The organism is Bacillus sp. FAU20, assembly GCF_056033865.1.
In genome coordinates, this window is sequence record NZ_JBVYHY010000027.1 from 12,535 (window position 1) to 32,938 (window position 20,404).

Genomic DNA, 20,404 nt, shown 5'->3' on the forward strand with positions numbered 1-20,404 from the left:
AAGTATAGAAAGCCTAAAAAAAGGCCATCTATACAGAGATAGTTAATCAATTATGATATTTTTTAAATTAACTTCATGATGCTCTCGTTCTATCGAATAAGCAGCTAGTTCCTCTTGTAAAATATTTAATATTTGCTTAGCGGATTGCTGGATTGGATTAGGTAGCTCTTCTAATATATGCATCCCGACTTTTACTTTTGTACGAATTACCCTTCGTAGTAATTCCTCATGCATGGACTACACCTCCAAACCGAATATTTAGTACATCTTCATCAAATTTTGCTCCTTGAATAGAAAGGTGTGTTAATGTTTTTGGTAACGTGATGTTCCGTTTAACAGAACCCGCTCGAATAATAAGTTCATCACCTTTTTGATTTAAGGAAAGTTCACTTTTGTTTGAGAAGGGAATGGACAGAACGAAAATATACTCATCGCCATCCTTTTTTACATATTGAGTGCGCCCGTTAAATTTCACTTCTGTAGGGGAATGATCAGTTTTAAATAAAGAATCTCCTACACGTTCTAACATAGACAAACCAACAACTTCTTGTTCAAACATTGGAGCTTCGTAAATAGGAAGGGGTTGAAAACTATCTTGAATTAATGTTTTATATTTCTTCTGTGCATCTTTCCATGCCTGAAAATAAGGATCGGTGACAGTGTTAGGGATGACGCGGTTAATCATAATGGCATCTACGTTATAATCGTATAAATTCAAATAAGTAAAGCTGCGCTGGGCTTCCTTAATGACCATTTTTTCAGGATTTACAACGATGCGGATACTTGTTACTTCTCGATTTGATAAAATATCTCTCATTTCTCCGAGCTGTTCAAGTGTACTTGTTAATTCGTCCATAATATCGTCGGTTGGAAGAGGGACACCAAGGAGTGGTTGAGCTACAGGACGAACGACTTTTAAAACTTTTCTTTTAATAGGAAATAATTTTTCCATCCACCAGCCGAGCATGTCTGGAAAGCTTAGCATTGCTAATGTTTCTCCTGTTGGGGCACAATCAATAATGATAACATCATATGTGTTTTGTTTATAATAATCGAGTACGCGAAGTAGGCTAATTAAATCTTCCATACCGGGAAACATCGTTAATTCTTCTGTTGTAATATCATCGGCTGCTTTGGAAGTGAAGAGTAGTGTAATATATTTCTGTAATTTTCCCCAGCCTTTTTCCATCTCATAAATCGTATTAATTTCTTGTGCCCACAAATTTTTACGAACTTCTAATGGCTCAGAAGATAGCTTTATACCAAATGAATCTCCTAAACTATGAGCAGGATCTGTGCTCATTACTAATGTTTTTAATCCTTGTTTCGCACTTTGAATTGCTGTTGCTGCTGAAATGCTAGTTTTTCCTACGCCGCCTTTACCTGTATACAAGATAATTCTCATCATTCATATCCCCTTTGTTTCGAATGTCGAATATTACGAGTGTCGAAGTAAATGATTGAATAAAAACCCAGATAGGGTTTTATTCAATCGGAATGTTTTTCATTTTAGGTGTAGAAATCTTTTCTTCTGTTTTTTGCTGTGACGTAGCGATGTGATCCATGATTTTTTGGAAGATTTGTAGTAAGAATGCTTTTTCTTCTTCTGATAATGCTTCTGTTACTAAGCTAAAGTAATGGGCCGCATTTTGTTTTAATTCTTGAACGAGCATTACGCCGTTTTCTGTTAACCGAATTAATACAATACGTCGGTCATTTTCATCACGGTAGCGTTCAATATATCCCTTTTTTACAAGACGATTTACAACGCCCGTTGTTGTACTCATCGGTATATCAAGAAGATCAGCAATTTTCGTCATTGTAATATCTGTATTTCGTTCCATCCAAAGTAAACAAAATACTTCTGTTTTAGAAAGTGTTAAATCTAGGCTTACCCATTCTTCAGGATAGAAAAGTTTCTTGGCGTTATCTAGCAGTAAGTCTAAAAAATGTTCATATTGCAACAATTAATTCCACTCCCGTATATTTCGAGGTTCGTAATATTTATTTTTATTTTATGTAGAATAGAAATAATTGTCAATGATTTTAATTATTTTTTCAGATTAGGCAGAAAACTTTCTTTAAAATAGTATTCTTTTATGATAGATTTATAAATATAAAACTAGAATTTACATAAAAATCCATCATGGTAAATATACTTATCTATAATGGGTATACAGCTAACGAGGGGGAGAACGATGAGAAGACGTAATACGCAAGCGTTCACGTTTTTAGCATGGACTTCATTTGTTTGTGCACTTTCAGGTATGCTAATTGGGATTTATACGTTAGATGAAACGCTTAGTGTAAAAGGATACTATTTAATTGGAACATTATTTTTAACGATGTCTTGTTTTGTATTACAAAAAACAATTCGTGATAATGAAGAAGATAACGAGAGATTTCCGAAAAATAAACCGTTAGATAAAGAGTAAATTGTAAAGAAAGGCATTTGCCTTTCTTTTTTTATGTAAAAATGGCGTAAGTACTCTGTGTTGACTTGCTTGAAGTACTGAAAATTTGGTATCATCAATAGTATTGTAGATTGAACGATATATTATGGAGGTGGCCTAGCCGTGTCAAGAATTTCCGTTGAGAATGTAAAGCACGTAGCACATTTAGCACGTCTTGCAATTACTGATCAAGAAGCAGAAAAATTTCAAAAACAACTAGATGCAATTGTTACATTTGCAGAACAGTTAAATGAATTAGATACAACAGATGTAAAACCAACAACTCATGTATTAACTATGAAAAATGTTATGCGTGAAGATGTACCAGAAAAAGGTTTACCAGTTGAAGAAGTATTAAAAAATGCACCGGATCACAAAGATAATCAAATCCGTGTTCCAGCAGTATTAGAATAGAGGAGGGGAATTTCGATGTCATTATTTGATCATTCAGTATCAGAGTTACATAAGAAGTTAAACAACAAAGAAATTTCCGTTACGGATTTAGTAGAAGAATCTTACAAACGTATTGCGGATGTTGAAGATAACGTAAAAGCTTTTCTTACATTAGATGAAGAAAATGCACGCGCAAAAGCGAAAGAATTAGATGCAAAAATCGGCGCTGAAGATAATGGTTTATTATTCGGTATGCCAATTGGTGTAAAAGATAACATTGTAACTAACGGTCTTCGTACAACTTGTGCGAGCAAAATGTTAGCAAACTTCGATCCAATTTATGATGCGACAGTTGTGCAAAAGCTAAAAGCTGCTGACACAATTACAATCGGTAAATTAAACATGGACGAGTTCGCAATGGGTTCTTCAAATGAAAACTCAGGATTCTACGCTACGAAAAACCCATGGAACTTAGATTACGTTCCGGGCGGATCTAGTGGTGGTTCTGCAGCAGCTGTAGCAGCAGGAGAAGTACTATTCTCTCTAGGTTCTGATACGGGTGGTTCTATCCGTCAGCCAGCTGCATATTGCGGTGTTGTAGGTTTAAAACCAACTTATGGACGCGTATCTCGTTACGGATTAGTAGCATTCGCATCTTCACTTGACCAAATCGGACCGATTACACGTACAGTAGAAGACAATGCATACTTATTACAAGCTATTTCAGGTATTGACCGCATGGATGCAACTTCTGCAAACGTTGAAGTTGGAAACTATTTAGCTGGTTTAACAGGCGATGTTAAAGGTTTACGCATTGCTGTACCGAAAGAATACTTAGGCGAAGGTGTTGGCGAAGAAGCTCGTGAGTCAGTACTAGCTGCTTTAAAAGTATTAGAAGGTATGGGCGCAACTTGGGAGGAAGTATCGCTTCCACACTCTAAATACGCTCTAGCAACGTATTACTTACTATCTTCTTCTGAAGCATCTGCAAACCTTTCACGCTTTGATGGCGTGCGTTACGGTGTTCGTTCTGATAATGTAAATAACTTATTAGATCTTTACAAAAACACACGTAGTGAAGGTTTCGGTGATGAAGTTAAACGTCGTATTATGCTTGGTACATTTGCGCTTAGCTCTGGTTACTATGATGCATATTACAAAAAAGCACAACAAGTACGTACATTAATTAAGAACGACTTTGAAAATGTATTTGCTAACTATGATGTTATTATTGGACCAACAACGCCAACTCCGGCATTTAAAGTGGGCGAAAAAGTTGATGATCCAATGACAATGTATGCAAATGACATTTTAACAATCCCAGTAAACTTAGCGGGTGTTCCAGCGATTTCTGTTCCATGTGGATTCGGTGCTAACAACATGCCACTTGGTTTACAAATCATTGGTAAACACTTCGATGAAGCGACTATTTACCGCGTTGCACATGCGTTTGAGCAAGCAACAGACTATCATACAAAAAAAGCAAGTCTGTAAGGAGGCGAGCATAGATGAATTTAGAAACAATTATTGGTTTAGAGGTTCACGTTGAGTTAAAAACAAATTCGAAAATTTTCTCTGCGAGTCCAACAGAATTCGGAGCGGAGCCAAATACACAAACAAGTGTAATTGACTTAGGATACCCAGGGGTACTTCCTACTTTAAATAAAGAAGCAGTTAACTTTGCAATGAAAGCTGCAATGGCATTAAACTGTGAAATCGCAACGGAAACGAAGTTTGACCGTAAAAACTATTTCTATCCAGATAACCCGAAAGCTTACCAAATCTCTCAATTTGATAAGCCAATTGGTGAAAATGGTTGGATTGAAATCGAAGTAGACGGTAAAAAGAAACGTATCGGTATTACACGTCTTCATTTAGAAGAAGATGCTGGTAAATCAACGCATACAGCTGATGGTTCATTAGTAGACTACAACCGTCAAGGTATGCCTTTAATCGAGATCGTATCTGAGCCAGATATGCGTACGCCAGAAGAAGCATATGCATACTTAGAGAAGTTAAAATCAATCATTCAATACACCGGTGTATCTGATTGTAAGATGGAAGAAGGTTCCTTACGTTGTGATGCGAACATTTCTCTTCGTCCAGTTGGACAAGAGAAGTTCGGTACAAAAGCGGAACTGAAAAACTTAAACTCATTCACTTACGTACAAAAAGGTCTTGAGCATGAGCAAGTGCGCCAAGAAAAAGAACTGTTATCTGGTGGCATCATCCAACAAGAAACACGTCGTTATGATGAAGCAACAAAGAAAACAATCTTAATGCGTGTGAAAGAAGGATCTGACGATTACCGTTACTTCCCGGAGCCAGACTTAGTTGAACTTTACATCGATGATGAGTGGAAAGAAGCAGTTCGAGCTTCTATTCCAGAACTTCCAGATGCACGTAAAGCTCGCTACGTTGCAGAATTAGGCTTACCAGCTTATGATGCACACGTGTTAACATTAACGAAAGAGATGTCTGATTTCTTTGAAGCAACTGTTGCAGACGGTGCTGATGCGAAATTAACATCGAACTGGTTAATGGGTGAAGTACTTGCATACTTAAACAAACAACAAAAAGAATTAAAAGACGTTGCATTAACGCCTGCTGGTTTATCTAAAATGGTTCAATTAATTGAAAAAGGTACAATTTCTTCTAAAATCGCGAAGAAAGTATTTAACGAATTAATTGAAAAAGGTGGAGACCCAGAAGAAATCGTTAAAGCGAAAGGTCTTGTTCAAATTTCTGACGAGGGTACACTTCGTAAAGTTGTAACAGAAATTCTTGATAATAATGAGCAATCTATCGAAGACTTTAAAAACGGTAAAGACCGTGCAATTGGCTTCTTAGTTGGTCAAATTATGAAAGCTACAAAAGGACAAGCAAATCCACCACTTGTTAACAAAATCTTACTTGAAGAGATTAATAAGCGATAATAGTAGTGACTTTTAAAGATTAAGCAGAAAAACACCCGTACATGGGTGTTTTTCTAGGTTAATCAAACGTTTGTTTAAATGAGACAAAATCGTTTAAACAAACGTTTGATTAACTGTCAAAAGTGGAAAAATGTTTGTATAGCAACTATGGTATGATAGTTGCAAAAAGGTGGGAATAATGATAAATCTAAACATAGAGGTTTTTTTCATCTCATGAAATAATAGATAGTTATTATTCGTTATATGTAAATTTTTATGGAAGAATGGATAGAAATAAAGTGAAACTTTAATCAGTAGGAGGTTCATCCAAAGCTGATTATTAGCCCTCACCAATTGGGCATTTACTGCCCGCAAATAGCGGGATAAATTTTGGAGTCAAATAAAAAACCATTGAAATGAATATTTACTTTTGATGGACTACACGAATCGGGTTCTTACTGCCTGTTTGAGCGGGATAAAAGAAGGATAGCAAGATGAGAGGAGGTAGGCATGGGAATACTGAATAGAAGTTCAGTATGTTCTTTTTCGATACATAAAGAAATTTCCTGTGCTAATAAATGATGAAGCGAGCAAGAATTATTTATAATCCTACTTCTGGGCGTGAGCTATTTAAGAAGAGCTTACCAGAAGTATTACAAAAATTAGAACAAGCTGGCTATGAGACATCTTGTCATGCGACAACGGGTCCTGGAGACGCTACTGTGGCGGCGAGGCAAGCTGCGGATCGTAAGTTTGATGTTGTTATTGCGGCTGGTGGCGACGGTACATTAAATGAAGTAGTAAACGGTTTAGTTGGGCATGAATTCCGTCCGAAATTTGGAATTATTCCAGTTGGAACGACAAATGACTTTGCACGTGCAATTGGTGTACCTCGTTCTATTGAAGAGGCAGCAGATATTATTTGCGAAGGAAAAACAGTGCCATTAGACCTTGGTAGAGCGAACGATACATATTTTATTAACATCGCTGGTGGCGGTCGTATTACAGAATTAACATACGAAGTACCGAGTAAGTTAAAGACAGTATTAGGACAACTTGCTTATTACCTAAAAGGTATCGAGATGTTACCATCATTGCATCCGACATATGTTGAAATTGAGTATGATGGAAAGTTACTACAAGAAGAAATTACGATGTTTTTAATTACGAATACTCGTTCAGTAGGTGGATTTGAAAAGGTAGCACCGTATGCATCTATTAACGATGGGTTATTTGACCTATTAGTACTGAAAAAAGGTTCTATCGCTGATTTAATTAAAGCAGCAACACAAGCACAACGTGGTGAACATATTAATAATCCAAAAGTGTTATATACACAAGCGAACCGAATTAAAGTACATTCACCAGATAAACTAATGATTAATTTAGATGGTGAGTATGGTGGAGATGCACCGATGGAATTCGAAAATATATATCATTGTTTAGAACTATTTGTTCCTGAACATCAAGAGGATGCCCTGTAAAGGCATCCTTTTTTACTTTGTTAAAATGAATTGTAAATTGGGAGTTAGTTTGATTTTTATGGTATTTTTACAATTCTTTTATTTTACATCCATATTTTATTGATACACTGGAGGAGATAAGAAACGAGAGGTAGGATGCTATGGAGAAGGTAAAAGCAATACTATTTGATAAAGATGGGACATTAATGGATTTTCATTCAATATGGATAAAAGTAGCTGAAGAACTTGTAGCTGAATGTATAAGTTTATATCATTTACCAAGTACAATAGGGCAGACCTTATTAGAAGAGATTGGTGTAGAGGGAGCATTTGTTAATCCGAGGAGTGCAATAGCTGCTGGAACAAGCCTTGATGTAGCGAAGGGGCTTTGTAATTATATTGAGTCTGCTAGAGAAGAAGAGATGCACCATTGGGTAAGTGAGAAGTTATTTTCCCTTATGTATGAGCATCGTTCGCATATGAAAATGACAGCAGATTTACCGAAAGTGTTACAGGCATTAAAAGATAAAGGATTTATATTAGGGGTTGTCACGGCAGATGATTTCGCACCAACAGAATTATTTTTAAAACAATATAAGTTGGAGAACTTTTTTGATTATATTATAGCCTCGGATACATTCCCTGCGCAAAAACCAGATAAAAAGATTATAGAAGTGTTTTGTGAGAAATTTAATTTAGAATCATGTGAGGTTGCGGTTGTTGGAGATACGCCAACTGATTTACATTTAGCCAAAAATGGCGATTGCTATGCAATTGGGGTGCTATCTGGTACGGGAGACCGTCCAACATTAGAACCACTTGCTGATTTAGTGTTAGATTCTGTTGGAGAGTTTATTTCTCAATCGGGTGAAGTTTTTCTGGGAGAAAGAAAAGTCTAATGTGTAAGGAAAATAAGTCTATAAAGACTCTTAATGAGTCTTTATAGACTTATTTTTTATGCCTGGATACAAAGAATATAGGATAAATGCTAGAAAAGAAAGTTGGCATACATTTTGCAATAAAAAGAGAAAACAATGTAAAGAAAAGGATGGGGTACGCAATGAACACAAAAAAATTTGCTAAAGTAAATGAACAAATTCCAGGACCGAAAGCGGCATCTTTATTAGAACGCCGTCAAAATATAGTACCAAAAGGAGTAAGTAATGGCATCCCAACGTTTGTACAATCTGCCAATGGTGCTCTTGTAACGGATGTTGATGGTAATCAGTACATTGATTTTGCAGGAGCAATTGGGACAATTAACGTAGGGCATTGTCATCCAACGGTTAAAGAAGCGCTCCATAAACAAGTCGATCAATACATTCATACTGGATTTAATGTCATGATGTATGAGCCATATATTGAATTAGCGGAAAAGCTTGCGGCATTGGCACCGGGAAGTTTCGATAAGCAAGTCCTCTTTTTAAATAGTGGTGCAGAAGCAGTTGAGAACGCGGTGAAGATCGCTCGTAAATATACGAAGAGACCTGGTATTATCGCATTTTCTAAAGGTTTCCACGGGCGTACATTAATGACAATGACGATGACAAGTAAAGTGAAGCCATATAAATTTGGGTTTGGTCCCTTTGCTCCAGAAGTATATAAAGCGCCATTTCCATACGAATACCGTCGCCCAGAGGGATTAACGGAAGAGCAGTATGATGATTTTATTATTGAAGAGTTTAAGAACTTCTTCATATCGGAAGTAGCACCAGAAACAATCGCAGCTGTTGTAATGGAACCTGTTCAAGGGGAAGGTGGATTTATCGTCCCAAGTAAGAAATTTGTTCAAGAAGTACGCCGCATTTGTTCAGAGAACGGCATTTTATTTGTAGCGGATGAAATACAAACAGGCTTTAGTCGTACAGGAAAATATTTTGCAATTGATCACTATGATGTCGTTCCAGATTTAATTACAGTGTCTAAATCATTAGGGGCTGGTGTACCGATAAGTGGTGTCATTGGACGTAAAGAAATTATGAATGAATCTGCACCAGGTGAACTTGGTGGAACGTATGCAGGAAGTCCATTAGGATGTGCGGCAGCATTAGCAGTACTGGATGTAATAGAAAAAGAGAATTTAAATGATAGAGCGATAGAATTAGGAAAAGTCGTAATGAACCGATTCGAAGAGATGAAAAATAAATATCATTGCATTGGTGATGTGCGTGGGTTAGGAGCAATGTGTGCATTTGAGGTCGTTCAAGACCGTAAGACGAAAGCACCTGACAAAACGTTAACGGCTAATCTATGTGCAGAAGCAAATAAGCGTGGGTTACTGTTATTATCAGCAGGAACATATGGAAATGTTATCCGTGTGTTAATGCCTTTAGTTATTACAGATGAGCAACTTGAAGAAGGTTTAACAATAATTGAAGAATCATTGCAAGCTTGTTATGAGCAAACAAACATAGCTCGTGTTTAAAAACTGAAGGATAAATAGCAAACATTCTAGCTGACTCTATATTAAATACAGAAAATTCACTTTATAATAAAGGTAGTGAAGTGGATCGATGGATTTGAAGTTAGGGGTGGCTAGGATGGTTGCAGAAAAGGAACGAGTTTTAATGGATTTAAAAGATGTATTTGAATATGCGTTTGACGAAATTTTTGTTACAGATGAGCAGGGAATCGTTGTGCGTGTAAATAGTACATGTGAAAGGCACTACCAACTAGCTGCCGAAGAGTTAGTGGGTAAGCATGTAAAAGAACTACAAAAGGATGGAATCTTTTATCCATCAGCGACATTAGAAGTGATTGAAAAAAAGAGGCCAATTGAACTCGTTCAAACTACAAAATCAGGAGAGTATTTACACGTTCGTACAAGGCCTGTTTTTGATGATGAGGGAAATTTAAGAAGAGTGATTAGTTATTCTCGGGACCTTACTGAACTCTATCAATTACGTCAAAAGGTAGAGGAAATGGATAATCAGCTAAAAACATATAAAAAAGAATTAAGAGAAACATATGAGCATGAAGGACTTATTTTTAAAAGTCTAGCTATGCAAAAAATAGTCGATACAATTAAAAAAGTATCTGTAGTGGATAGTACTGTTCTCGTTTTAGGCGAAACTGGAGTTGGGAAAAGTCGATTAGTACGCCATTTACATGAAGTGAGTCACCGTAAGAATGAAAGTTTCTATGAAATTAATTGTGCGGCATTGCCAACTAATTTAATTGAATCAGAGCTTTTTGGATATTCAGGTGGATCTTTTACAGGTGCGAATCGTGAAGGGAAAAAGGGACTATTAGAATCCGCGCATAAAGGAACTCTTTTTTTAGATGAAATCGGTGAAATGCCGATTGAAATTCAAGCGAAGCTTTTGCAAGTATTGCAAGAAAAAACATTTCGTCCTATAGGCGGAAGAGAATTAAAAAAAGTGGATGTTCGAATTGTGGCAGCAACAAATAGAGATTTAAGTGAGATGGTGAAACAAGGAACATTTCGGAAAGATTTATACTATCGTTTGAATGTCATTCCAATTGCAATTCCCCCGCTTAGGGAAAGGACAGAAGATATTTTACCGCTTATTTATCATTACTTGCAGCACTTTAATAAAAAATACGGACGTGATGTGAAACTAGCGCCGAGTACGTTACAAATGTTTGTTGGATATCCGTGGGAAGGAAACAATAGAGAAATAGAGAATGTAATTGAGAGAATTGTTATTACTGTCGATGATGTTGTAACGGTAGAGGATTTGCCACTCTCTATGCAAGAGGCTGCAGTTGAACAATCGGGGCAAAGCCTTTATAAAATGCTGGAAGAGGTAGAGAGAAATATTATTCTTAAAGCGTATAAAACGTATGGATCAAGTTATAAAGTAGCTGAGTTTTTGCAAATTAGTCAATCTGCTGCTACTAGGAAAATTAAGAAGTTCATAGAGGAGGAAGAAAACATTGGATAAAAAGGCGACTTTCGTAAGTATAGATAGAAAGGCGATGTATATAAATGGTGAGTGGATTACACTACAAGAACAAATTGAAGTAAATAATCCTGCGACGAAGGAAATATTTGCAACTGTACCAAAAGGCGGAGTAACAGAGGCAAAGCAAGCTGTTGATGCTGCACATGAAGCTTTTAAAACGTGGTCTAAGTTAACGGCAGCAGATCGTGCAACGAAGTTAAAAAAGTGGTTCATGCTTATTGATAAAAATAAAGAAGAGATCGCAGCGATTATGACGAAGGAACAAGGAAAGCCGTTTGCAGAAGCGCTTGGTGAAGTAAATTATGCAAATAGTTTTGTTGAATGGTATGCAGAAGAAGGGAAACGTGTGTATGGTGAAATGATTCCTGCTTCTCATCCGAATAAGCGCATTTTAGTTATGAAGCAACCAGTTGGCGTTATGGCAGCTATTACACCTTGGAACTTCCCAGCTGCTATGATTACGAGAAAGGTAGCCCCAGCGCTTGCAGCAGGCTGTACAGCCGTTGTGAAACCGGCAAGTCAAACGCCGCTAACTGCATTAAAATTAGCTGAATTAGCTCATGAAGCGGATATTCCAAAGGGTGTAATTAATATCGTAACAGGTAGTGCAAAAGCAATTGCTGATACATGGATGGAAGATAGTCGCGTTCGAAAAGTGTCCTTTACAGGGTCAACGGAAATTGGGAAAGAGTTAATGGCTAGTGCGGCGCAAACGATGAAAAAAGTTTCACTTGAGTTAGGTGGTCACGCTCCGTTTATTGTAATGAATGATGCAGATTTAGATAAAGCAGTAGAAGCGGTGATTGGTTCGAAATTCCGTAACGCAGGACAAACGTGTATATGTACAAACCGAGTATTCGTTCAAGAAGAAGTATACGAAGTATTTGTAGAGAAGTTCCAAAGGGCAGTAGGGCAGTTGAAAGTAGGAGACGGTTTCGGTGACGGAACGACTGTCGGACCACTTATTGATGAGAATGCAGTTTCAAAAGTACAAGAACATATTGAAGATGCTATTCAAAAAGGTGGAACCGTTTTATATGGTGGTGAAAAGGTCGCAGAGTTAGAGGGACATTTCATTCAACCGACTGTAATTGGGTTGGCAAATGATACGATGCTTTGTATGAATGAAGAAACATTTGGGCCAGTGGCACCAGTTGCGAAATTTAAAACAGTTGATGAAGTAATCGAACGTGCAAATAATACACCATACGGTTTAGCTGCGTATATTTTCACGAAAGACATTAGCCAAGCATTCCAAATTAGTGAAGCGTTAGAGTACGGTATTATCGGTCTAAATGACGGTCTTCCATCAGTTGCACAAGCACCATTCGGTGGCTTTAAAGAAAGTGGTATCGGCCGTGAAGGAGGCCATTTCGGCATCGAGGAATATTTAGAAATTAAATATATTTCATTAGGACTATAAGTAGTATACTAGAATCTCTATAAGGTAACAGAGAAGGAGATTCTAGTATGGTATATTGGCTATTATTACTTGTTACAATTATTTTTGAAGTGGCTGGAACAATTGCGATGAAACTATCAAATGGTTTAACAAAGCTCGTTCCAAGTGTATTGATTTTCGTATTTTATGGAATTTGCTTCAGTGTGTTCGCCATCGTTGTGAAGAAGATTCATTTAAGTATTGCTTATGCTATTTGGTCTGGCGTTGGAACATTACTTATTACAATCATTAGTGTGTACTTTTTTAAAGAGCATATTAGTTTATTTCAAGCATTTTGTATTCTTTTTATTGTTTTGGGTGTCATTGGGCTTAAGGTTTCATCGGCATCCTGAAAGCTATCTTTTGTAGAAGATAGCTTTTTTCTATTTGTGCAGTTAGCAATTAATACGACAAAATATGACAAGAAAGAGTAAAGCGTTTTGTTATAATACATATGAAATATTGTCTTATGTGGAGGAAAGAGTATGTTAAAAAAGGTAAGTCAAATTGTTTTAATTTTTGGCATAGCTTTTAGTTTAAGTGCTTGCACTGAGACTAAAGATAGTAATGAAAGTAAACAAGAAGATGTTCAAGATAAAGTGTATAAAATAGGGGAGACAGTAGACGTAGATGGTTTGCAAGTAACTATCGATTCAGTTAAATTAGGATATCCGGATTATGATGAGGATAAAAAGAAAGAGGAGATTTTGGGGATTATTTTCAAAGTAGAAAATAATAGTAAAAAGGAAATACCTTTTGCATTTTATGAATTTGAGATTACCGATAAGAAAGGTACAAGATTTAAAGAATATAATAACCCTGATAGCTTTATTAGTAAAAAGTTAGCACCAGATGAAAAAATTCAAGATATCATGCTATTTGACGTAGCGAAAGAAAATACGTATATCGCTACGTATAGACCGGAGTTTACGCGTGAAAATAGAACGATAAAATTTGAATTGAAACCAAATAAATAAAGAAACACATTGGATTATCCAATGTGTTTCTTTATGGTAATAGATTTAAAACGCCCAGTTACCTTTACGGAAGATAGGCTCATGTCTGCCATCAGCAGTAATACCGTCAATATCAAGCTCAGCTGATCCAATCATAAAGTCGTTGTGTGTGATACTAGCGTTTGCGCCGTTTTCAGCAAGTTCTTCTTTAGACATTGTTTTTCCGCCAACTAAGTTAAATGCGTAAGCATTTCCAATCGCAAGGTGGCAAGATGCATTTTCGTCAAATAGTGTATTGTAGAATAAAACATTTGTGTTTGAAATTGGTGAGTCATGAGGTACTAAAGCTACTTCCCCTAAGAAGTGAGAACCTTCATCTGTTTCTACTAAATGTTTTAAAGCTTCTTCACCAACTTCAGCTTTATAGTCTACGATACGTCCGTTTTCAAATGTTAACGTGAAATTATCGATAATATTACCTGCAAATACTAACGGTTTTGTACTAGAAACTTGGCCGTTTACACCTGTTTTAAGTGGCATTGTAAATACTTCTTCAGTTGGAATATTAGCCATAAATGGTACGTTCTTTTCATTTAAGCTACCAGCACCAGCCCATACATGTTTTTCTGGAAGTTCGATTGTTAAATCTGTTCCAGGACCTGTATAGTGAAGAGCTTTATAATGCTTTTCGTTTAAGTAATCCACTTTTGTATGTAATGTTTCATCATGTTCTTTCCATGCTTCTACAGGGTTTTCTAAATCAGCACGAGTAGCTTTGAAAATAGCATCCCATAACTTTGCTTCTTGTTCTTCTGGCGCTACGTCAGGGAATACTTTCGCAGCCCATTCTTTCGTAGGAACAGAAATGACACACCAACTTACTTTATCTGCTTGTACGTAATCACGGTATACTTTCATTGCTTCTCCAGCTACTTTATGAGCTGTTGCGATACGCGATGGTTCTACACCTTTTAATAAATCAGGGTTTTCTGCATAGATAGACATAAATGCAGCGCCTTCTTTTGCTAATTCTTCACGAGCATGTGCTTTCCAAGATGGAAATTCAGCGAAAGCTTCTTCAGGAGCTAGATCGAATTTTAAGCGTGTTAACGTCTCATCATTCCAATCTACATATACGTGTTTTGCACCAGATTTATATGCTTTTTCTGTAACGAGGCGTACAAATTGTACAGCTTCAAGAGGTGCACTAATTGATAAAGTTTGTCCAGGTTGAATATTAACACCAACATTAACTGCAAGAGCAGCATATTTCTCTAACGTTTGTTCAAATGACATATGTATAATCTCCTTTAATTTGAAAGATTTCTTACTATATATAATACAAGAAAATTCTAAAAATATATATAAATATAAAGTAAAAAGAGAGCTCAAAATGTGTTGAGCCCTTATATTTACTTAATTGAAGAAGCAAACTGCTCTACAGTCGTTGTATGGTGTATACGAACGCGCTTCATCTTTAACAATTCATCAGGTTCACCCTTCGTAATGAATTGGCCAGGCTTTGTCGTCGTCGCAAATTGATAATACTTCTTCGTTTCTGTAACAACCTTATCATCTACATGACCGAATGGATAAGCAATCGCGATAACAGGCTTACCTGTTATTTTTTCTAGCTTTTCTTTTGAACCTTTTAACTCTTCCTCATAGTTTGTAATTTTCGGTAAGTCTGCATGTGTTGCAGTATGAGATTGCACCGAGAAAATGCCGGAATCAACCATTTCTTTTATTTCAGAAGTAGACAATGCTCCTTCTACATCAACGTTATCAACAATCATATATTCTGTTGCTGCCGTTTTAAAAGTATCATCTTTTAGCTTTTGTAAAATGCGAAATGCATTCATATTATTTTTCATACCGTCATCAAATGTAACAAAAATCGGCTTATTTACTTTATTTATATCGCCCCAGCGTTCAAACGTTAAAAGCGTATAACCATTATCCTTTAAATATTTTATTTGTGCTTCAAAGTTAGCTGGTGATACGAATAAGTCTTTAATACCTTGACCATGATAATCATCGATTGCGTGATACATAAGAACAGGAACCTTTTGTTCGAAAGTAATAGTAGATTTCGTAAGCGGGATTGTTTTCCCATCTTCTTTCATTCCTGTTGCTTCAATTTGGAACTCACCGCGTTTTCCTTCAAATTCTTTTATGTCAAAAGGAATTGTAAATTGTTTCTCCTTTTCTTTAGAAGAAAAAGATTTAGCACGTTCCTTTCCATCAGCTGTGCGCCAAATTTTATATTGTACTTCATTTAAAGAATCTTTTAAGTCTGTAATATGAATACTTGTGTTTGTAGATTCGTGTGTGATGGGAGTATAAGAAATGTTACCTTGTTCGTGTAGAGTCTCTTTTTGTATAGCTACTTCTTGAACCTTTTTCTCTTTTTTAGGTTCTTGGCTTACATTGCTAGTATTGCAGCCTGCTAGAATGGCAGACGTACATAAAGCAATTGCTGCGTATTTTCTCATGAAAATCACCTTCTATTGTGTAGTATGTTGCATATTGACATTAAAATCCCCACCGCTATAAGAGTGGTGGGGATATACCCTTGTTCATCATATCATTTGAAGAAAATGAGGGGAATATGATTTTTAGGAGGCTATTAAGGTAATAGATTAGTGACTTTGAATAGATGTATTTTTTTGTTTCTTATTAGAATTAATAATAATATAACCGACTACAAAAATAAGAGGAATAATGAAGACATAGATAGGCATTCCCCATACATAATAGCTTTTCAGCGTTAAGACTAGTAAATGTAAGAAATCGAAAATTGCGTGGGCTTTCATAATATCCTCCAATGGTTTTTTTGAAAATTATAACATTTTAAACTTGTTATTTGTATAATTTGGAAAGTGATTTAAGCTAATTTTAAAGTAAGAAGAAGACTTATTAATATGCAATTTTGCATACAGATATGGATTTTATTAAAATATAAAGATTTTATACTATAATAAAAACCGCTATAAAACTAAGTAAGAACAATGTATGGAGTGGAGAATAGAAATGAAATATAAAAAAATAATATATATCTTTTTCATATCACTATTTATAGTTGGTTGCCAAAGTGAAGTGAGTAAAGCGAATAGTGTGGAAGAGTATATTCCATCGCATCTTATGAATGCGGAAGTGACGGCGGATATTATGACACTAGAGATGGAACCAGATACTCTTAAAAAGGTAGGGAGTATTGGTCAAAGAATGAGAGAGCATCTAGCGAGTAATATGGAATGGTATTTAAAATATGTAGAAGAACATGCAGAGAAAAAAAGTTTTCCATATCACCCTAATTTCGGTGTTACAAAAGAAGAGTATGAGTTTGTACTAAATGCAATTGATCAAAGTAAATTGGTTAATACAAAAGATGGAAAGCTGAAATTTAAGAAAAAAAATGATCATGAAGTAGAGATTTTTTCAAGTGAAAGTATAAAGCTCCTTAAATATGTAGTTATTAATACGAAGAAGAATACAGTAAAAACATCTCTAGGCGAATGTGAATATTTTGGAGAAATACTGGCGTCACCAGAACAGAAGTTAACTGGTCCTTGGCACGGAAAACAATGGATGTTAAAAAAAGATGATTTAATATATATATTTTCTTTAGGGAAAATGGAAGCAGAAAATAAATCAATTATTGATATTTCGGTGAAAGGTAAATATAAGGGGGAAATTATTAATAAGGAAGAGGCATTAGAGTTTTCTTCAGTTTCTTAAATGATGATAATAAAAAAATCACCTTGCTGTCTAAGCAAAGGTGATTTTTTATTAAATAAACAATCCAGCGATTGTCGCAGATAAAATAGAAGCAAGTGTTGATGCAAATAGCATTTTCCAACCAAATTTAGAAACAACGCTTCCTTGTTTTTCAGAAAGGGCACGGATTGTACCAACGATTGCACCAATTTGGCTAATACTTGCGAAGCTAATTAAGAATACTGTAACGATTCCAACTGTACGTGGAGCTAATGTTGTAGCTGTGTCTTTTAAATCAAGGATTGCTACAAACTCGTTTAAAACAATCTTCGTACCCATAATACCACCAGCTGGGATAATATCTTGAGCTGGAATACCCATTAAGAATGCGAATGGAGAAAGTACGTAACCGAAGATTTGTTGTAAAGTAACAGCATGTCCCATTGCGCCTGAAGCTGCACTAATTACGTAGTTTACAACTTCCATCACACCGATAAAGGCGATCATTAATGCGGCAACGATACCAGCTACTTTTAAACCATCAAGCGCACCGTTAATCATTGCGCCGATAAAGCTGTCTCCGAATAGAGTTCTATCAAATTTCTGAATCACTTCATCTTCTTTCTTCGTATCAACTGGTGTTAATAACGAACAAACGATTAAGCTTGAGAATAAGTTTAGCGGAAGAGCTGCTAGTACGTATTTTGCATCTAACATCATTACGTATGATGCTGTAACAGAAGCAGAAACGGAGCTCATCGCAGAACAACAAATGATAAACATACGGTTTTTATTGAAATGCTGTAAATCGTTTTTAATAACGATTAATGCTTCACTTGAACCGAAGAATACAGAGTTTACTGCGTGGAATGACTCAACGCGTGGTAAACCAGTAATTTTTGAAATTGCACCGCCGACAACGCGAACGATGAATGGTAAAACACCTAAATAACTAAAGATTGAAAGTAGTGCTGAGAAAAATACGATGATTAATAATACGTTTAAGAAAAAGACAAAATCTCTGTGAATTCCATTAAAGAGAAAATCGACACCTGTCGTACCAAGTTTAATTAGTTTGTTGAAAACTTTACTAATGAAAATAATGATTTGTTGACCAATCTTTGTAGCAAACATAAACCAACCGATTAAAATTTGGAAACCAATCATAATTGCAATTGCACGGAAGTTGATTTTACTTTTGTTGTTTGACAAAGCAAAACATAAACCTAACACGGCAATAATACCGATAATGCTCATTACATATTGCATGTAGTTGCCCCTTTCAGAAGTTCGTATAAAGTTTGTACATAAAACGCTCGTTATATTACTAAAAATAAAGGAATGAGGTTTTATGTCATACGTAAGATGTCTGACCTTTTAGAAAAATAAAAATAAAAAAAGACCCATATGGATTCACTTTCATCTATGAGAGAAAGCTAATCAATATGAGTCCTTTTTTGCGCATAGGCTAATATTCATTAGTTTTCCCCATAGTCCAGCAATTTAAGGTTGCCGGGTAGAAACTCTCGATCCATATTATCAAGTATATATGAGGTAACATCGTCCGTATTAAATTAGTAGTAGCGTAACATTAACAGAGAAGTATCGTCAATAGCTTTTTTTCTTCCAATAGAAAAAGACCATATAAGTATGATAAAATGTAACGCAGTGTTATGAAAAAGAGAGGTCGGAAAATGAGTACTAAAATGACGCCACCAGTTGAGAAAAACGAGTTTATAGATGTAGTATTTGAAGATTTAACACATGATGGTGCCGGTGTTGCGAAAGTAAAGGGCTATCCTATTTTCGTTAAAAACGGATTACCAGGTGAAGAAGCGCAAATTAAAATTATTAAAGTGAAGAAAAACTTCGCATTTGGTCGTTTAATGAAGCTTCATACAGAAAGTCCATATCGTAAAGATGCTGAATGCCCAGTATATAATCAGTGCGGCGGTTGTCAGCTTCAGCACTTAACTTATGAAGGACAATTACAAGCGAAAGAAAAACAAGTACGTGACGTTATGCAGCGCATCGGAGGACTAGGCGATGTTCCTGTTCATCCTGTACTTGGTATGAAGAATCCGTGGGTATACCGCAATAAAGCACAAGTACCAATCGGAGAACGTGAAGGTGGGCTTGTAGCTGGTTTCTATCGCCAAGGAACGCATGACATCATTAATATGGAATCATGCTTAATTCAGGCAGAAGAAAACGATACATTAATTCAAGAAGTAAAACGTATTTGTGAAAAGCATGGTATCACTGCGTACAACGAAGAACGTAACAAAGGAACACTTCGTCACGTAATGGCTCGTTATGGACAAGTAACAGGGGAAATTATGCTTGTCTTCATTACACGTACAGCAGAACTACCAAACAAAAAAGCAATTATTGAAGAAATTGCAGCGAAATTTCCAGAAGTAAAATCGATTGTTCAAAACGTAAATACGAAGCGTACGAATGTAATTTTCGGAGATAAAACGACAGTACTGTACGGATCAGAATATATTTATGACTTTATCGGTGACATTAAATTTGCGATTTCAGCACGTTCATTCTATCAAGTAAACCCAGAACAAACGAAAGTGCTATACGATAAAACGTTAGAATACGCAAAATTAAATGGTAACGAAACAGTAATTGATGCCTATTGCGGAATCGGATCAATCTCGTTATTCCTAGCGCAAAAAGCGAAAAAAGTGTACGGCGTTGAAATCGTCCCAGAAGCAATTGAAGACGCAAACCGAAATGCAACACTAAACAACATGACAAACGCTGAATTTGGGGTAGGAGAAGCAGAAGTAGTCATTCCAAAATGGTACAAAGAAGGCGTAATTGCTGACACAATGGTCGTAGACCCACCGCGTAAAGGCTGTGACGAAGCATTACTAAACACAATCATCGACATGAAGCCAAACCGCGTCGTATACGTATCATGTAACCCAGCAACATTAGCACGTGATTTAAAAGTACTAGAAGAAGGCGGATATAAAACACAGGAAGTACAACCTGTTGATATGTTCCCGCATACGACGCATGTGGAGTGTGTGGCTTGGCTTAAGTTAGTATAATAGGAAAGCAGTTGATATAGAAAAAATCTATACCACCTGCTTTTTGGTTTACAAAAATACCAT

The 20,404-nt window shown here is 36.1% G+C and carries 19 protein-coding genes, 1 pseudogene and 1 riboswitch; of the genes and pseudogenes, 13 read left to right on the forward strand and 7 right to left on the reverse strand.

Going from position 1 to position 20,404, the window contains the following annotated elements; all coding sequences use genetic code 11:
- Nucleotides 1–42: 42 nt before the first annotated feature.
- The 3 genes from AC0OM3_RS25810 to AC0OM3_RS25820 all read right to left on the reverse strand — a co-directional run bounded on the left by AC0OM3_RS25810 (nucleotide 43) and on the right by AC0OM3_RS25820 (nucleotide 1,967).
- Nucleotides 43–234 carry a DUF3926 domain-containing protein gene (locus AC0OM3_RS25810; protein WP_000544110.1) on the reverse strand — a complete coding sequence of 64 codons (192 nt, stop codon included), beginning with the start codon at nucleotides 232–234 and terminating at the stop codon, nucleotides 43–45.
- A complete protein-coding gene (locus tag AC0OM3_RS25815; protein WP_002181833.1) occupies nucleotides 227–1,408 on the reverse strand; it encodes an ArsA family ATPase in 1,182 nt (393 codons plus the stop codon). The genes AC0OM3_RS25810 and AC0OM3_RS25815 overlap by 8 nt, the downstream gene beginning before the upstream one ends.
- A 76-nt stretch (nucleotides 1,409–1,484) precedes the next feature.
- Nucleotides 1,485–1,967, reverse strand: coding sequence for a MarR family winged helix-turn-helix transcriptional regulator (locus tag AC0OM3_RS25820; RefSeq protein WP_000942475.1), 483 nt, complete (start codon nucleotides 1,965–1,967; stop codon nucleotides 1,485–1,487).
- Nucleotides 1,968–2,198: 231 nt separating this feature from the next.
- On the opposite strand from AC0OM3_RS25820, the gene AC0OM3_RS25825 reads away from it, so the two are divergent.
- The 11 genes and pseudogenes from AC0OM3_RS25825 (at nucleotide 2,199) to AC0OM3_RS25875 (ending at nucleotide 13,571) form a co-directional block, all read left to right on the forward strand.
- On the forward strand, nucleotides 2,199–2,435 hold the full coding sequence (locus AC0OM3_RS25825) for a YiaA/YiaB family inner membrane protein (protein WP_001254393.1): 237 nt from the start codon (nucleotides 2,199–2,201) through the stop codon (nucleotides 2,433–2,435).
- Nucleotides 2,436–2,576: 141 nt separating this feature from the next.
- Entirely contained in the window at nucleotides 2,577–2,867 is a 291-nt protein-coding gene (gene gatC / locus AC0OM3_RS25830; RefSeq protein WP_000086999.1) for an Asp-tRNA(Asn)/Glu-tRNA(Gln) amidotransferase subunit GatC, read from the forward strand.
- Nucleotides 2,868–2,882: 15 nt separating this feature from the next.
- Complete coding sequence (gene gatA, locus AC0OM3_RS25835; RefSeq protein WP_000051441.1) at nucleotides 2,883–4,340, forward strand: Asp-tRNA(Asn)/Glu-tRNA(Gln) amidotransferase subunit GatA; 1,458 nt, start codon at nucleotides 2,883–2,885, stop codon at nucleotides 4,338–4,340.
- Nucleotides 4,341–4,354: 14 nt separating this feature from the next.
- Complete coding sequence (gatB, locus tag AC0OM3_RS25840; RefSeq protein ID WP_001047685.1) at nucleotides 4,355–5,782, forward strand: Asp-tRNA(Asn)/Glu-tRNA(Gln) amidotransferase subunit GatB; 1,428 nt, start codon at nucleotides 4,355–4,357, stop codon at nucleotides 5,780–5,782.
- Between the two features lie 557 nt (nucleotides 5,783–6,339).
- Nucleotides 6,340–7,245: a diacylglycerol kinase gene (locus tag AC0OM3_RS25845; protein ID WP_000977679.1), complete on the forward strand. Its 906-nt coding sequence runs from the start codon at nucleotides 6,340–6,342 to the stop codon at nucleotides 7,243–7,245.
- 140 nt (nucleotides 7,246–7,385) lie between these two features.
- A pseudogene (locus AC0OM3_RS25850) lies at nucleotides 7,386–8,130 on the forward strand (HAD family hydrolase).
- 154 nt (nucleotides 8,131–8,284) lie between these two features.
- Nucleotides 8,285–9,649: a 4-aminobutyrate--2-oxoglutarate transaminase gene (gabT, locus tag AC0OM3_RS25855; RefSeq protein ID WP_002163831.1), complete on the forward strand. Its 1,365-nt coding sequence runs from the start codon at nucleotides 8,285–8,287 to the stop codon at nucleotides 9,647–9,649.
- 115 nt (nucleotides 9,650–9,764) lie between these two features.
- Nucleotides 9,765–11,132, forward strand: coding sequence for a sigma-54 interaction domain-containing protein (locus tag AC0OM3_RS25860; protein ID WP_000225140.1), 1,368 nt, complete (start codon nucleotides 9,765–9,767; stop codon nucleotides 11,130–11,132).
- Complete coding sequence (gene gabD, locus AC0OM3_RS25865; RefSeq protein WP_474213223.1) at nucleotides 11,125–12,576, forward strand: NADP-dependent succinate-semialdehyde dehydrogenase; 1,452 nt, start codon at nucleotides 11,125–11,127, stop codon at nucleotides 12,574–12,576. Before AC0OM3_RS25860 ends, gabD begins: the two co-directional genes overlap by 8 nt.
- A gap of 47 nt (nucleotides 12,577–12,623) precedes the next feature.
- A complete protein-coding gene (locus tag AC0OM3_RS25870) occupies nucleotides 12,624–12,947 on the forward strand; it encodes a DMT family transporter (protein WP_000263262.1) in 324 nt (107 codons plus the stop codon).
- Between the two features lie 132 nt (nucleotides 12,948–13,079).
- Nucleotides 13,080–13,571 (forward strand): DUF4352 domain-containing protein, encoded by a 492-nt coding sequence (locus AC0OM3_RS25875; RefSeq protein WP_000915104.1) that lies wholly within the window; start codon nucleotides 13,080–13,082, stop codon nucleotides 13,569–13,571.
- Between the two features lie 45 nt (nucleotides 13,572–13,616).
- Here AC0OM3_RS25875 and AC0OM3_RS25880 read toward each other — a convergent pair whose 3' ends face one another.
- The 3 genes from AC0OM3_RS25880 to AC0OM3_RS25890 form a co-directional block, all read right to left on the reverse strand.
- Complete coding sequence (locus AC0OM3_RS25880; protein WP_474213224.1) at nucleotides 13,617–14,846, reverse strand: aminopeptidase; 1,230 nt, start codon at nucleotides 14,844–14,846, stop codon at nucleotides 13,617–13,619.
- Nucleotides 14,847–14,962: 116 nt separating this feature from the next.
- On the reverse strand, nucleotides 14,963–16,045 hold the full coding sequence (locus tag AC0OM3_RS25885) for a polysaccharide deacetylase family protein (RefSeq protein WP_474213225.1): 1,083 nt from the start codon (nucleotides 16,043–16,045) through the stop codon (nucleotides 14,963–14,965).
- A 147-nt stretch (nucleotides 16,046–16,192) separates the two neighbouring features.
- On the reverse strand, nucleotides 16,193–16,366 hold the full coding sequence (locus AC0OM3_RS25890) for a hypothetical protein (RefSeq protein ID WP_000643592.1): 174 nt from the start codon (nucleotides 16,364–16,366) through the stop codon (nucleotides 16,193–16,195).
- 217 nt (nucleotides 16,367–16,583) lie between these two features.
- Between AC0OM3_RS25890 and AC0OM3_RS25895 the strand changes: the two genes are divergently transcribed.
- Nucleotides 16,584–17,291: a hypothetical protein gene (locus AC0OM3_RS25895; RefSeq protein ID WP_000875609.1), complete on the forward strand. Its 708-nt coding sequence runs from the start codon at nucleotides 16,584–16,586 to the stop codon at nucleotides 17,289–17,291.
- Between the two features lie 51 nt (nucleotides 17,292–17,342).
- Here AC0OM3_RS25895 and AC0OM3_RS25900 read toward each other — a convergent pair whose 3' ends face one another.
- The gene (locus tag AC0OM3_RS25900; RefSeq protein WP_061883727.1) at nucleotides 17,343–18,539 is read right to left on the reverse strand and encodes a NupC/NupG family nucleoside CNT transporter; all 1,197 of its coding nucleotides are present in this window, start codon (nucleotides 18,537–18,539) and stop codon (nucleotides 17,343–17,345) included.
- A 202-nt stretch (nucleotides 18,540–18,741) separates the two neighbouring features.
- A riboswitch (purine riboswitch) is annotated at nucleotides 18,742–18,843 on the reverse strand.
- A 121-nt stretch (nucleotides 18,844–18,964) separates the two neighbouring features.
- Between AC0OM3_RS25900 and rlmD the strand changes: the two genes are divergently transcribed.
- Nucleotides 18,965–20,341 carry a 23S rRNA (uracil(1939)-C(5))-methyltransferase RlmD gene (rlmD, locus tag AC0OM3_RS25905; protein WP_474213226.1) on the forward strand — a complete coding sequence of 459 codons (1,377 nt, stop codon included), beginning with the start codon at nucleotides 18,965–18,967 and terminating at the stop codon, nucleotides 20,339–20,341.
- Nucleotides 20,342–20,404 lie beyond the last annotated feature (63 nt).